Raw genomic sequence first — 13780 nt, forward strand, 5'->3', positions numbered from 1 at the left:
CCAGCGATGGCAGGCGCCAATTCGGCAGCGATCGCATTTATCGGCTTTGGCGAGGTCGGGCAGAGCTTTTCGCGCGGCCTTCTGGCCAATGAGGGCGTCGCCATCCGCGCCTATGACCTCCTCTTCGGCAGCGATGCCGGCAGTCGCCTCGAAACTGCGGCGCAGGAGCTCGGGGTCGTCTGTGCGCCGTCGGCGCAGGAGGCTTGCTCAGGCGCGGCTTTCGTCTTCTCGGCCGTCACCGCCGACCGGGCCGAGGCGGTGGCGAGTGAGGCGGCGACCTGGCTGAAGCCGGGGCAGATTTTCGTCGACGTCAATTCGGCGGCGCCCTCGACCAAGCAGCGGGCGGCGCAGGCGATCGTTGCGAGCGGCGCGGACTATGTCGAGGCCGCCGTCATGGCACCGGTGCTGAAGCCGGGCCTCAAGGTCGCGATCCTCTCCGGTGGCCCGACGGCGCAGGCCGTGTCCGATGCACTGAACGCACTCGGCATGAACCTGACGCCGGTCTCGGAGATCTATGGCCGGGCCTCGGCGATGAAGCTTTGCCGCTCCATCGTTATCAAGGGGCTGGAGACGCTGATGGTCGACTGCGCTGCTGCCTGCGAGGCTTGGGACGTCAAGGACCCGGTCTTCGCCAGCCTGCACGCGACCTTCCCATCGATCGACTTCCATGCGCTTGCCGCCGACATGCGCGAGCGCGTCGCGACCCATGGCGTGCGCCGCGCCGCCGAAATGCGCGAGGCGGCCGAGATGCTGACGGCGGCCGGCTTCCATCCGGGGCTCGCCGGCGCCATCGCCGATGCCCAGCAGCGCGGCGCCCGTCGCAAGGTGGGAACATGATGACGCTCGATCGTCGCTCCGTCCTCGCCGGCCTCGGGCTTGCCGGCTTCGCTGGACTCGGGCCGGTGCAGGCGCAATCGGACTGGCCGAGCCAGCTGATCCGGATCGTCGTGCCGTTCACGCCCGGCGGCAGCACCGACGTGCTGGCGCGGGTGATCGCCAGCAAGCTCGAACGGGTCATTCCGGGCAAGGGCTTCGTCATCGAGAACCGGCCGGGCGCCGGCGGCATGAATGCGGCGGGGCAGGTGGCAAAAGCCGATCCCGACGGCCATACGCTGATGATGGGCCATATCGGGACGCTGGCCTTCGCGCCCTCGCTCTATGCCAATGTGCCCTATGACCCGGTCAAGGATTTCCAGCCGGTGGCGCTCGTCGCCATGCTGCCGAACATCCTGGCGATCAACCCGAAGCTGCCGGCCAAAACCCTCGCGGAATTCATCGCCTACGCCAAGGCGAACCCGGGCAAACTGAACTACTCGTCCGGCGGGCAGGGCAGCGCCGCCCATATCGCCACGGCCTATTTCTGCCACCGCGCCGGCATCGAAGCGACGCATGTGCCCTATCGCGGCACGGCGCCCTCGGTGAACGACATCGTCGCCGGCAATATCCAGTTCACGCTGACCGGCGGGCCAGCCGTGCTGCCACTCGCGGAAGGGGGGCAGCTTCGGGTGCTCGGCGTCGCCGGGCGCGAACGCGTCGGCTTCGCGCCCGATCTGCCGACGCTGTCCGAGAGCGGCCTGCCGGATTTCGAGGCGGTGCAATGGTACGGGCTCGTGGCGCCGGCGCGCACGCCGCAACGGATCGTCGAGCGGCTCAACCGCGAGATCAACGCGCTGCTCGGCCAACCCGATTTCGCTGCAACCCTGGCCAAGGACGGCGCCATCGCCCGGCCGGAACCGCCCGAGGGCTTCGGCAGGCTGATCGCCTCGGAACTGGCGCTCTGGCGCGACGTCATCACCCATGCCGGCATCAAGGCGGCGGAGTGAGACGATGGGCCAGATCGCCGTTCCCTGCATGTTGATCCGCGGCGGCACCTCCAAGGGCGCCTATTTCCTGGCCGACGATCTGCCGGCGGATGTCGCTGCGCGAGACGCCTTCCTGCTTGCGGTGATGGGCTCGCCCGACAAGCGCCAGGTCGACGGCCTCGGCGGCGCCCATCCTTTGACCAGCAAGGTCGCGATCGTCTCGCCTTCGAGCGAGCCGGGCTGCGATATCGACTTCCTGTTCGCGCAGGTCGGGATCGAGACGGCCTCGGTCGATACGACGCCGAACTGCGGCAACATCCTCGCCGGGGTCGGGCCGTTCGCCCTGGCGCGCGGGCTGATCAAGGCGAGCGGTGTGCGCACGACGGTGCGGGTCCGGACGATCAACACTGGCACGATCGCCGATCTCACCATGGACACGCCCGATGGCGAGGCGAGCGCCGAGGGGAACGCGCGCATCGATGGCGTGCCGGGGACTTCGGCGCCGATCGATATCGGCTTCCTCGATGCCGAAGGCTCGGTCTGCGGGACGCTGCTGCCGACCGGCAATGTCGTCGACGTGATCGAGGGCGTGCCCTGCACGCTGATCGACAACGGCATGCCGGTGATCGTGATGCGTGCTGTCGATGTCGGCCGGACCGGTTACGAGCCGCGCGACGAGCTCAATGAGGACATGGAGCTCAAGGCCCGCATCGAGGCCATCCGCCTTGCGGCCGGGCCGCTGATGAATCTCGGCGACGTCGCCACGAAGGTCGTGCCGAAGATCGCGCTGGTCGCGCCGCCACAAGCGGGAGGAGCGATCTCAACGCGCAGCTTCATTCCGCATGAGTGCCATGCCTCGATCGGGGTCTTCGCCGCGGTGACGGTCGCGACCGCCGCCGTGCTGCCGGGCTCGCCGGCCGCCTCTGTCGTGATGATGCCGCAGGGGCGCGAGCGCTCGCTCTGCGTCGAGCATCCGACCGGCGAGTTCACGGTGACGCTGACAGTCGGCGGATCGGCGGAGCAGCCGGTGGTCGAGCGGGCAGGGCTGTTGCGCACCGCGCGCATCCTGATGACAGGGCAGGCCTTAGTGCCGGCCGGTAGATTGTGAGAGAGGAGCGCGTTGCGATGAGCGCCCGGAAGACAGGTCTGGTGATCACCGCCCATCCCGGCGATTTCGTCTGGCGTGCGGGCGGGGCCATCGCGCTGCACGCTAAACGCGGCATGCGCGTCAAGATCCTCTGCCTGTCCTATGGCGAGCGCGGCGAGAGCCAGTTCGCCTGGAAGAAGGCCGGGGTCAGTATGGAGGAGGTCAAGGCGCAGCGCCGCGAAGAGGCGGAAGCGGCGGCTACGCTGCTCGGCGCCGAGATCGAGTTCATGGATGCCGGCGACTACCCGCTGCGCACGACCAAGCCGATGCTGGAGCGCGCCATCGACATCTTCCACGAACTGGGGCCGAGCTTCGTGCTGACCCATGCGCTCGAAGACCCCTATAATGTCGATCATCCCGAGGCGGCGCGCTTTGCGCAGGAGGCGCGCATCATCGCGCAGGCGGCCGGGCACAAGCCCGATCCGGATCGCGCTTATGCCGCCCCGCCGGTTTTCCTGTTCGAGCCGCACCAGCCGGAGCAGTGCAACTTCAAGCCGAACGTCATCCTCAACATCGACGAGGTCTGGGAGCTGAAGCGCAAGGCGTTCGAGATCCTCGCGGCACAGAAGCACCTCTGGGAGTACTACACCCGTGTCGCGCTCAACCGCGGCATGCAGGGCGGCCGGAATTCCGGCAAGGCGATGACCTATGGCGAGGCCTATCAGCGGCTCTTTCCGGAAGCGCTGGAGACGCTGGCATGACCCCGGTCGTCATCCGTACGAAGAAGCGCGCTCCCGCCGCAGCGATGGCCGATCTCGCCGCGCTCGGCGTCTCCACAACGCATGAGGCGATGGGCCGGAGCGGACTGCTGAAGCCCTATATGCGGCCGATCTATGCCGGCGCGCAGATCGCCGGCGGGGCGGTGACCGTGCTGGCCCAGCCCGGCGACAACTGGATGATCCATGTCGCGATCGAGCAGGTGCAGCCGGGCGACGTGCTCGTCGTCGCCTGCACCGCCGACAACAGCGACGGCATGTTCGGCGACCTGCTCGCGACTTCGCTCAAGGCGCGCGGCGGCATCGGCCTCGTCATCGATGCCGGGGTGCGCGATGTGCGCACGCTCACCGAGATGGGTTTCCCGGTCTGGTCGCGAGCGATCTCGGCCAAGGGCACGGTCAAGGCGACGCTCGGCTCGGTCAATGTGCCGGTGGTCTGTGCCGGCGCGCTCATCCATCCCGGCGACGTGATCGTCGCCGACGATGACGGGGTGGTGGTGGTGCCGCGGCGCGACGCCGAGGCGGTCGCCGCCGCCGGCCGCAAGCGCGAGGGCAATGAAGACGAAAAGCGTAGACGCCTGGCTGCTGGCGAACTCGGGCTGGACATGTACGCTATGCGCGAGGGCCTCGCGAAGGCGGGCCTTACCTATCGCGACGACGAAGACGACTGAGCCCAAGCAAAACCCCGAAAAACGGGGATCAGGCACAACTCTCGGGAGGAACGACGACATGACAATTCGCAGGACGGTTCTCAAAGGTGCTCTCGGCCTGGCGCTGGCCGCCTCGGTCAGCAGCGCGGCTCTGGCGCAGGACGCGGTCAAGATCGGCCTGATCCTGCCGATGACGGGCCCGTTCGCTTCGACCGGACGGCAGATCGCCGCGGCGGCCAATCTCTACATTCAGGAGAAGGGCGCCAGTGTCGCCGGCAAGAAGATCGAGCTCATCCTGAAGGACGATACCGGCACCGCCGACGTCACCCGCCGCATCGCGCAGGAACTCATCGTCAACGACAAGGTGACCGCGATCGCCGGCTTCGGCCTGACGCCGCTGGCGCTCGCCACCGCGCCTTTGGCGACGCAGGCGAAGACGCCGATGGTGGTGATGTCGGCGGCGACCGCGATCATCACCGAGCGCTCCCCCTTCGTCGTGCGCACCAGCCAGGTCGTACCGCAGATCGGCGCGCCATTCGGGACCTGGATCGCCAAGCAGGGCACCAAGCGCGTCATCACCATCGTCTCCGATTACGGCCCGGGCCATGACGTCGAGAGCTCGTTCTCGGAAGCGTTCAAGGCGGGCGGCGGCCAGGTCGAGAACATTCGCGTGCCCCTGCAGAATCCGGACTTCTCGCCCTTCCTGCAGCGTGTCGCCGACAGCAAGCCGGAGGCGCTGCTGGTCTTCGTGCCGTCCGGCGTCGGCGCCCAGTTCATGAAGCAGTTCGTCGAGCGTGGTCTCGACAAGAGCGGCATCAAGCTGATCGGCACCGGCGACCTCACCGATGACGATATCCTCAACGGCATGGGCGACATCGCGCTCGGCGTCATCACCGCCCAGCATTATTCGGCCTCGCATGACAGCAAGGAGAACAAGGCCTTCGTCGAGGGCTTCAAGAAGGCCAATCCCGGCATGCGCCCGAACTTCATGGCGGTCGGCGGCTATGACGGCATGCATGTGCTCTATGAGGGCCTGAAGAAGACCAAGGGCGAGGGCGGCGAGGCACTGGTCACCGCGATGAAGGGGATGAGCTGGGTAAGCCCGCGCGGGCCGATTTCGATCGATCCCGAGACGCGCGACATCATCCAGAACGTCTACATCCGCAAGGTCGAGCGCGTGAACGGCGAGCTCTACAATCAGGAGTTCGAGACGATCCCGAACGTCAAGGATCCGACCAAGGCCAAGAAGTAAGCCGGCCGAGGCGGACCCGGCGTGCTCACCATCCTGTTCGACGGCGTCGCCTACGGCATGATCCTGTTCGTGCTGGCCTGCGGGCTGTCCGTGACCATGGGATTGATGAACTTCATCAATCTCGCCCATGGCGCCTTCGCCATGCTCGGCGGCTATGTCACCGTGCTGGCGATGCAGCGGCTCGGGCTACCGTTCCTGTGGGCGCTGCCGGCGGCTTTCCTCGCCGCTGCGCTCGCGGGGCTGGTGCTGGAGCGGCTGGTCTACCGGCCGATGTACGCCAAGAGCCATCTCGACCAGGTGATGTTCTCGATCGGGCTGGTGTTCATGGCGGTCGCCGGCACCGACTACCTGATGGGATCGAGCCAGCAATTCGTGCATCTGCCGGCCTGGCTGAGCGGGCGCTTCGATCTCGCCGGCATCGGCGTCGGCCGCTACCGGCTCTTCATCATCGGGCTCTGCGGCGCCCTGGCCTTCGCGATGCAATGGGGCTTCACCCGCACGCGCTTCGGCAGCCGGCTACGCGCCGCGGTCGACGATGCCAGGGTGGCGCGCGGGCTCGGCATACCCGTCAACCGGCTGTTCGCGCTGACCTTCGCCTTCGGCTCCGGCCTCGCGGGTCTCGGCGGAGCGCTCGGCATCGAACTGATGGGGCTCGATCCGACCTTCCCGCTGAAGTTCATGATCTACTTCCTGATCGTCGTGACCGTCGGCGGCACCTCGACCATCTCCGGCCCTTTCCTCGCCGCGATGCTGCTGGGCGTCGCCGATGTCGCCGGCAAGTACCTCGTGCCGCAGCTCGGCGCCTTCATCATCTACGCGCTGATGGTGGTCCTGCTGATCACCCGCCCGCACGGTCTCTTCGCGAGGGGCCGGGCATGAGCGAGGGCAGCGTCGATAAGCGCGTCCAGCGCTCGCTTTATGCCGCGCGCCGCTGGCATCCGGCTGAGATCACGTTCTGGGTCCTGGCGGTTGCGGCCTTCTTCCTGCTGCCGCGCCAGCTCCTGATCCTGAACGAGATTGCGATCCTCGGGCTCTTTGCCGTCTCGCTCGACCTGATCCTCGGCTATGCCGGCATCGTCTCGCTCGGCCATGCCGCCTTCTTCGGCTTCGGCGCCTATGCGGCCGGGCTCTTCGCCAAGCATGCCAGCGCCGATCCGCTGGCGGGCCTCGCTGTCGGGATGGGCGCTGCCGGCCTGCTCGGCCTGCTCACCAGCCCGCTGATCCTGCGCGGCAGCGACCTGACCCGGCTGATGGTGACGCTCGGCGTCGCATTGATCCTGGGGGAACTGGCGAACTCGCTCGGCTGGCTCACCGGCGGCGCCGATGGATTGCAGGGGATCGTGATGGGCCCGGTGCTCGGCCTGTTCGAGTTCGATATCTTCGGCCGGGTCGCCTATCTCTACTCGCTCGCCGTGCTGTTCGTGCTGTTCGTGCTGGCGCGGCGCATCACGGGGTCGCCCTTCGGCCTGTCATTACGCGCGATCCGCGACAATCCCTTGCGCGCCTCGGCCTCGGGCGTACCGCTGCACTGGCGGCTCGTCGCTGTCTACACGCTGGCTGCAGCCTATGCCGGTGTGGCGGGGGCGCTGCTGGCCCAGACCACGCAATTCGTCTCGCTCGACGTGCTCGCCTTCCATCGCTCGGCCGACCTGATGCTCGTCCTGATCATCGGTGGTGCCGGCTATCTCTATGGCGGGCTGATCGGCGCGGTCGCCTTCAAGCTGCTGCAAGACGTGATCGCGAGCTTCACGCCGCAATACTGGATGTTCTGGATCGGGCTGTTCCTGGTCCTGTTCGTGCTCGGCGGGCGCGAATTGATCCATGGCGGAATCAAGGCGGTGGCGCTGCGGATCGGGCGCCTTACCCGGGGGGCGCCGACATGACGGCGGCGCTGCGCACCTTCAATCTCTCCAAGAGCTTCGGCGGCATCACCGCAACCGACCATGTCGACTTCACGCTCCAGAAGGGCGCCCGCCACGCACTGATCGGCCCGAACGGCGCCGGCAAGACCACTTTCGTCAATCTCCTGACCGGCGTGCTGCGCCCGAGTTCCGGCCGTGTCGAGCTGCTGGGCGAGGACATCACCACGCTGCCCCGCGAGGCCCGGGTCGGGCGCGGGCTGGCGCGCACCTTCCAGATCAACCAGCTCTTTGCGACCATGACGCCGGTCGAGATGATTGCGCTCGTGACCTCCGAGCGGCTCGGTAGAGGCCGGCAGTCCCTGCGCGCGCTCGACCAGGATGGCGAGCTCGTTGCCGAGACGGCCGAGATCCTCGCCCGCTTCAAGCTCGACGACATCATGGACGAGCGCATCGCGACCTTGCCCTATGGCAAGCAGCGCCAGATCGAGATCGCGGCGGCCTTCGCAGCGAAGCCCAGCGTGCTCTTGCTCGACGAGCCGGCGGCGGGGGTGCCCGAGGCCGAGCGGCGCGAATTGATGGCGATGGTTGCCGGCTTGCCGGAGGATGTCTCCGTCCTGCTGATCGAGCACGACATGGACCTCGTCTTCCGCTTCGCGACGCGGATCACTGTGCTGGTCAACGGCCGCCTGATTGCCGACGGCACGCCGGCCGAGATCGCCGCTGATCAGGCTGTCCGCGCCGCTTATCTCGGGGAGCACGCTCATGGCTGAACTCCTCACCGTCGAGCACCTCAGCGCCGGCTATGGCGAGGCCCAGGTGCTGTTCGACATCGACCTTTCGCTCGCCGAGGGGCGCTCTCTGGCGCTGCTCGGCCGCAACGGCGTCGGCAAGACGACCCTGGTCAACAGCATCATCGGCGTCACCCGGCGCCGCGGCGGCCGGATCGCGTTCGCCGGGCGCGACATCACTGCGGCATCCCCGGAGGAGCGCGCCCATGCCGGCATCGGCTGGGTGCCGCAAGAGCGCAATATCTTCAAGTCGCTGACCGTGCTGGAGAACCTGACCGCCGTGGCCAGGCCCGGCCCGTGGACGGTGGAGCGCGTCTTTGCGATGTTCCCGCGCCTCGCCGAGCGGAAAAATAATCTCGGCAACCAGCTCTCGGGCGGCGAGCAGCAGATGCTGGCGATCGGCCGGGCGCTGATGCTCAATCCCAGGCTGTTGCTGCTCGACGAGCCGACCGAGGGCCTTGCGCCGATCATCGTCGAGGAATTGCTGCGCGCCCTGAAGCTTCTGGTTCGCGAGGAGGGGTTGTCGGCGATCGTGATCGAGCAGCACGCCCGCAAGATCCTCGACCTCACCGACGAGGCGATCGTGCTCGAGCGCGGCCGCGTCGTCCTTGCCGCAGGGAGTGCCGAACTCCTCGCCGATCCCTCGCGGCTCGAGCGCCATCTCGGCCTCGCCGCCGCCTGATCCATCGACTGAAAACAGGAAAGGAAACGCCATGAGCCAGAGACAGAAGCCGCCGTTCCGCGGCGACATGGTCGGCAGCCTGCTGCGCAGCGCACCGGTCAAGGAGGCTCGCGCCAAGCTTGCGGCCGGTGAGATCGGCCAGGCCGAGCTGACAGCGATCGAGGATGAGGAGATTAGGAAGCTCGTCCGCAAGCAGGAGGAGGTCGGCCTGCAGGCGGTGACCGATGGCGAGTTCCGCCGCGCCTTCTGGCATTTCGACTTCCTCGACGGCTTGACCGGCGTCACCAGCTTCGAGACCGATTCAGGCATCCAGTTCAAGGGCGTCACCACCAAGGGCCATGCGGTCCGCGTCACCGGCAAGCTCGACTTCCCGGACGACCACCCGCATCTCGCCCACTTCAAGTTCCTGGCTTCGACGACCAACCGTGTGCCGAAGATGACGATCCCGAGCCCGTCCATGCTGCATTATCGCGGCGGCCGCAAAGCGATCGATCCCAGCGCCTATCTCAAGGTCGAGGATTACTATGCCGATCTCGGCAAGGCCTACGCCAAGGCGATCAGGGCCTTCTACGATGCCGGCTGCCGTTATCTCCAGCTCGACGACACCAGCCTGTCCTATTTCTGCGATCCCGAGCAGCGCAAGATGCTGGCCGAGCGCGGCGACGACCCGGAGCAATTGATCTTCATCTATCGCGACGTGCTCAACGCGGCGTTGAAGGCCAAGCCGGCCGACATGCAGATCACCACCCACACCTGCCGCGGCAATTTCAAGTCGACCTTCATCGCCTCCGGCGGTTACGAGCCTGTGGCCGAGATGGTCTTCAACGAGATCAATGTCGACGGCTATTTCATGGAGTGGGACGACGACCGCTCGGGTGGCTTCGAGCCGCTGCGCTTCCTGCCCAAGGGCGACAAACAGGTCGTGCTCGGGCTGGTGACCTCGAAGTTCGGCGAGATCGAGAGCAAGGATAATCTCAAGCGCCGGATCGAGGAGGCGTCAAAGTACGCGCCGCTGGAGCAGCTTTGTCTCTCGCCACAATGCGGCTTCGCCTCGACCGAGGAAGGCAACGTCCTGGCCGAGGACGAACAGTGGGCCAAGCTCTCGCGCATCCTCGAGGTCGCAAAGGAAGTCTGGGGATGAGCACGGAGCCCTGCTTCGACATCGCCCATCTCGGCCATGTCGAGCTCTTCACCGACAAGCCGCAAGAGAGCCTCGACTTCTTCGTCGATATCTTCGGGCTGACGGAGAGCGGGCGGGAAGGCGACAGCGTCTACTTACGCGCCTGGGACGATTACGAGTTCCATACGCTGAAGCTCACCGCGGCGCAGACGACGGGTGTCGGCCATATCGGCTATCGCGCCACGAGCGAAGCAGCGCTGCTGCGGCGCGTCGCGGCGATCGAGGCGATGGGCTGCGGCATCGGCTGGACCGAGGGCGATCTCGGTCATGGCCGGGCCTATCGTTTCCGCGACCCGGACGACCATGTCTTCGAGATCTATTTCGAGACCAACAAATATGCCGCTCCTGAGAAGGAGCGGCCCGCCCTGAAGAACCAGGCGCAGCGCAACCATGGCCGTGGCTGCGCCGTGCGCCGGCTCGACCATCTCAACCTGCTGGCGCAGGACGTGGCGGCGATCCGCGACTTCATGCCCAAGGCGCTCGGCAGCCGCGTCACCGAACAGATCGTGCTCGATTCAGGCGAGGTCGGCGGCTGCTGGTTCACCGTCAACAACAAGAGCTACGACATCGCGTATACCCGCGACCACACGCCGGCGCGCGGGCGCTTCCACCACGTCACCTATGCGGTCGACCAGCGCGAGCACATCCTGGAGGCGGCCGATCTCTTCCTGGAGAACGGCGTCTTCATCGAGACCGGGCCGCACAAGCACGCGGTGCAGCAGACCTTCTTCCTCTATGTCTACGAGCCGGCCGGGAACCGCGTCGAGATCGCCAATGCCGGCGCCCGCCTGATCCTCGATCCGGACTGGCAGACGGTGACCTGGACGGAAGAGGAGCGGAAGAAGGGCCAGGCCTGGGGGCTGAAGACGATCGAGAGTTTTCACACGCATGGCACGCCGCCGGTGGCGAAGGGGTAGGGCCAGTTTCGATCACATTGAGCCGTCATTCCGGACAAGCGCCGAAGGCGCGCAGCTCCGGAATCCATCGAGGGGCGCCGGAACTCTACGATGGATTCCGGCGCTCCGCTGCGCTGCGGCCGGAATGACGGTGCAGGTTGATTGCCCTCAGACCACTTCCGAGACGATCTTGGCGATCAGCGCATTCGACAGGACGACCGGGAGGCCGGCTGCGGCTGCCTCCTCGCGATGGCGCTCGACGAAGCCCATGCAGTCCATCAACAGGATCTGCGCGCCGCCCTCGGCGAGAGCTTCGGCTGCCTCCGTAATCGACGGACCGTCGCTGCCATAGGGCGAGGCGGCGGCATAGAGCGGAGAGCGGGCGAGCGGCGCCCATTTCCCGGCTTCGGAGGCGATCTGCTCGGCGAGCGGCACGATGATGCCGAGCTGCGCATTCTGGACCAGCGCCGCGACCGTCGGCGGCAGGATGCGGTCCGGCTCGATCAATCGCGCGTGTTTGGTGGCGAGGCTCGCGAAATGCCCGGTGCAGAGCATCAGGATCGTGGTGCACCCGGCGTCTTCGAGCATGGCGAGCTTGGCCTGCGCGGCCAGTTCGGTGCGAGCGCGATCGATGACGACAGAGGTCCCGTCGAGCAGCTTGGTGATCAGGAGTGCGCCGCCGGGCTCGGGTGCGAAATCGTTGGTGATCTGATCCTGCGACAGCCCGTCGAGCACGCCGGCATGCAGACGCGGCAGTGCGGGGTCGAGCACGGCATCGAGGGTCGGCGTGATGTCGCCGCGCGGCGCCTGGCCGATGGTGAGGGTACCGAGCTTGCCCATGGATGGCCCTTCTTCCAGGGATGATTCCTTTGCGAGAGGCTGATCGCCCGAGCTCCTCCCTTCCCCCTTGTGGGGAAGGGCATGGGGATGGGGGGCGAACGACTGGGTGCAATGTCGATTGTAGGAGCGGATCGGGCCAACTGGCCGAGATAACGCTCCGACTTTCCGCCCCCCACCCCTGCCCCTCCCCACAAGGGGGAGGGGTTCTCCCGCCATGGCGCCCTGCGCTGAGGAGCTCGGGCCTCTAGCTTCAACGCTTGAAGTTCTTCAGGACGGAATCGAAGAAGGAGAAGATCGCGTCGCCGGCGATGATGCCGGCGGCGAAGACCTCCATGTCGCCCTCGCCGGAGGAGCCGCGCAGCTTCTCCCAGACCAGCCGGCAGAGGATGCCGGCCAGCACCGCCCAGCCCGCCATCGGGAAGTTGATCAGGAGGCCGGTGGCGAAGAGCACGCCGATCTGGCGCTTCGGTCCGCCGACGAGCTGCAGGATCGCGCCGGGGATCGCCCAGAGGAAGAGCTGCCAGGCGACGCCGGGCGCGACGCCCGCCTTGATCGTCGCAGCATAGACCTTGTCGACGGGGGCGACGAGGTTCTGGTCGAAATAGGACTGGTAGGAAACCAGCACGACCGCGCCGGCGATGACGAAGGCGAACATCGCGGCGAAGAGCTGCTGGCGGCGGCCCTCGCGCTCGAAGGCGGGGTCGGCGCCGTTGCCGCGCAGGAGGTAGCCGGCCTTGAGATCGTAGCCCATGTCGGCGAAGGCGGGGCCGGTCGCGGCCGAGAAGCCGACCAATAGCGCCAGCGCCGGCATCGGAAAGCCGATGAGCATGCCGATGATCAGGGTGATCAGCGCCACCGCGAAGGCTGGGAACCAGCCGGAATGCATCGCGGCGAGGCCAACGATCAGTTCATGCACATAGGCCGCGAAGGCGGCGTAGAGCACGAACAAAATCAGCATGCCGATCGACATGTCGGTCATCAGCCCGCCGACGAGCGCGATAAAGACGGCGATGACGAGGTAGCCGATCGTGCCGAGCCCGAGCGCGCGCTTCACCTCGGCGTCAGAGGTGCCCGAGGCGGCCTCGGCCTGCTTCTGCGCCTCGCTGCGGCGGAAGAGCAGCAGACCGACTTGCAGCAGCGCGACGAGGCCGGCGCCGATCATGAAGCCGTGCGGGATGTAAGCCGCCATCAGGTCGCCCTTGGGGATGATGGTCTCGAAGAGCGGGCCGCCGAAGATCTGGCCGGAATAGCCGCGCAGCAACAGGCCGATGCCGAACATGGTCAGCGCCCAGATGTTGCCGATGAAGGCGACGCCGAAGGCAGACATGGGAATACCCGAGACGGCGGTCGAGCCGGCGAAGCCGATCCAGGCCAGCGGCACCTTGACGAAGCCGGCGAGGATGCCGGTGACGAAGCCGACGCCCATCAGCGCCGCCTTGCGCCCGCCCTCGTCGCCGGCCTTGATCGCCTCGGCAGCGGCAACGCCCGGCGGCCAGGCGCCGGTTGCCGGGAAGACGCGGGAATCGAACATCCGGTAGAGCAGGTAGCCGTCGAGCAGCATGGCGGCGAAGGCGCCCGCCAGCATCGGCAGGACGAGGTCGGGGCGGCCGAGCAGGAAGGGGATGCCGACCGGCAGCAGGAGGCTGTTCGCCGCGCCGAAGGTTGCCGAGGAGATCGCGCTCTGGGCCAGGTTCTGGACATGGATCGAGCGGTAGCGCGCGAACATCGCGAGCGGCACGCGCGCCAGCGCCATGGCGGCGAGCGCGCCGATCAGCGAGGTGTTCGCGGTGATGCCGAGCGACACCAGAAGCTGCATCCCGATGATCGCGCCGAAGACGCAGAGGATCGCGATCAGCACCAGCGTCGCCGGCTCGAACAGGCTCGGGTGCCGCCGAGGCACTCCCTCGGTTTGGTTGGTCATGCCTTACGTCCCCTTATTGGCCCCAGCGGGCGTCTTGCGATCGA

Annotated in this window: 14 protein-coding genes; 12 read left to right on the top strand and 2 right to left on the bottom strand. The window is 67.0% G+C overall.

The genetic code is table 11. From position 1 onward, the window contains the following. Positions 1 to 6: 6 nt before the first annotated feature. The 12 genes from ACSQ24_RS03225 to ACSQ24_RS03280 are packed head-to-tail and all read left to right on the top strand — an operon-like array spanning position 7 to position 10996. Positions 7 to 837: a DUF1932 domain-containing protein gene (locus ACSQ24_RS03225; protein ID WP_436093291.1), complete on the top strand. Its 831-nt coding sequence runs from the start codon at positions 7 to 9 to the stop codon at positions 835 to 837. Then, positions 837 to 1823, top strand: coding sequence for a Bug family tripartite tricarboxylate transporter substrate binding protein (locus ACSQ24_RS03230; RefSeq protein WP_436093292.1), 987 nt, complete (start codon positions 837 to 839; stop codon positions 1821 to 1823). The genes ACSQ24_RS03225 and ACSQ24_RS03230 overlap by 1 nt, the downstream gene beginning before the upstream one ends. Before the next feature lie 4 nt (positions 1824 to 1827). Then, positions 1828 to 2910 (top strand): 4-oxalomesaconate tautomerase, encoded by a 1083-nt coding sequence (locus tag ACSQ24_RS03235; RefSeq protein ID WP_436093293.1) that lies wholly within the window; start codon positions 1828 to 1830, stop codon positions 2908 to 2910. A gap of 17 nt (positions 2911 to 2927) precedes the next feature. Next, positions 2928 to 3650: a PIG-L deacetylase family protein gene (locus ACSQ24_RS03240; protein ID WP_436093294.1), complete on the top strand. Its 723-nt coding sequence runs from the start codon at positions 2928 to 2930 to the stop codon at positions 3648 to 3650. Continuing rightward, entirely contained in the window at positions 3647 to 4336 is a 690-nt protein-coding gene (locus tag ACSQ24_RS03245) for a 4-carboxy-4-hydroxy-2-oxoadipate aldolase/oxaloacetate decarboxylase (RefSeq protein ID WP_436093295.1), read from the top strand. Before ACSQ24_RS03240 ends, ACSQ24_RS03245 begins: the two co-directional genes overlap by 4 nt. A 58-nt stretch (positions 4337 to 4394) precedes the next feature. Continuing rightward, positions 4395 to 5567 (top strand): ABC transporter substrate-binding protein, encoded by a 1173-nt coding sequence (locus ACSQ24_RS03250; RefSeq protein ID WP_436093296.1) that lies wholly within the window; start codon positions 4395 to 4397, stop codon positions 5565 to 5567. Positions 5568 to 5588: 21 nt separating this feature from the next. Further along, positions 5589 to 6446 carry a branched-chain amino acid ABC transporter permease gene (locus ACSQ24_RS03255; RefSeq protein ID WP_436093297.1) on the top strand — a complete coding sequence of 286 codons (858 nt, stop codon included), beginning with the start codon at positions 5589 to 5591 and terminating at the stop codon, positions 6444 to 6446. Beyond that, the gene (locus ACSQ24_RS03260; RefSeq protein ID WP_436093298.1) at positions 6443 to 7450 is read left to right on the top strand and encodes a branched-chain amino acid ABC transporter permease; all 1008 of its coding nucleotides are present in this window, start codon (positions 6443 to 6445) and stop codon (positions 7448 to 7450) included. Before ACSQ24_RS03255 ends, ACSQ24_RS03260 begins: the two co-directional genes overlap by 4 nt. Next, a complete protein-coding gene (locus ACSQ24_RS03265; RefSeq protein WP_436093299.1) occupies positions 7447 to 8199 on the top strand; it encodes an ABC transporter ATP-binding protein in 753 nt (250 codons plus the stop codon). Before ACSQ24_RS03260 ends, ACSQ24_RS03265 begins: the two co-directional genes overlap by 4 nt. Continuing rightward, positions 8192 to 8899, top strand: a complete 708-nt coding sequence (locus ACSQ24_RS03270) for an ABC transporter ATP-binding protein (RefSeq protein ID WP_436093300.1) — start codon at positions 8192 to 8194, stop codon at positions 8897 to 8899. The genes ACSQ24_RS03265 and ACSQ24_RS03270 overlap by 8 nt, the downstream gene beginning before the upstream one ends. A gap of 31 nt (positions 8900 to 8930) precedes the next feature. Then, complete coding sequence (locus ACSQ24_RS03275) at positions 8931 to 10040, top strand: 5-methyltetrahydropteroyltriglutamate--homocysteine S-methyltransferase (RefSeq protein WP_436093301.1); 1110 nt, start codon at positions 8931 to 8933, stop codon at positions 10038 to 10040. Further along, positions 10037 to 10996 (top strand): catechol 2,3-dioxygenase, encoded by a 960-nt coding sequence (locus tag ACSQ24_RS03280; protein WP_436093302.1) that lies wholly within the window; start codon positions 10037 to 10039, stop codon positions 10994 to 10996. Before ACSQ24_RS03275 ends, ACSQ24_RS03280 begins: the two co-directional genes overlap by 4 nt. A 147-nt stretch (positions 10997 to 11143) precedes the next feature. Here the strand turns inward: ACSQ24_RS03280 and ACSQ24_RS03285 are convergent, their stop codons facing one another. Further along, positions 11144 to 11815: an AroM family protein gene (locus ACSQ24_RS03285; protein ID WP_436093303.1), complete on the bottom strand. Its 672-nt coding sequence runs from the start codon at positions 11813 to 11815 to the stop codon at positions 11144 to 11146. 250 nt (positions 11816 to 12065) lie between these two features. Next, positions 12066 to 13736 (bottom strand): OPT/YSL family transporter, encoded by a 1671-nt coding sequence (locus tag ACSQ24_RS03290; protein WP_436093304.1) that lies wholly within the window; start codon positions 13734 to 13736, stop codon positions 12066 to 12068. Positions 13737 to 13780 lie beyond the last annotated feature (44 nt).

Source organism: Allobosea sp. LjRoot237, from assembly GCF_964253285.1.
Taxonomy (GTDB): domain Bacteria; phylum Pseudomonadota; class Alphaproteobacteria; order Rhizobiales; family Beijerinckiaceae; genus Allobosea.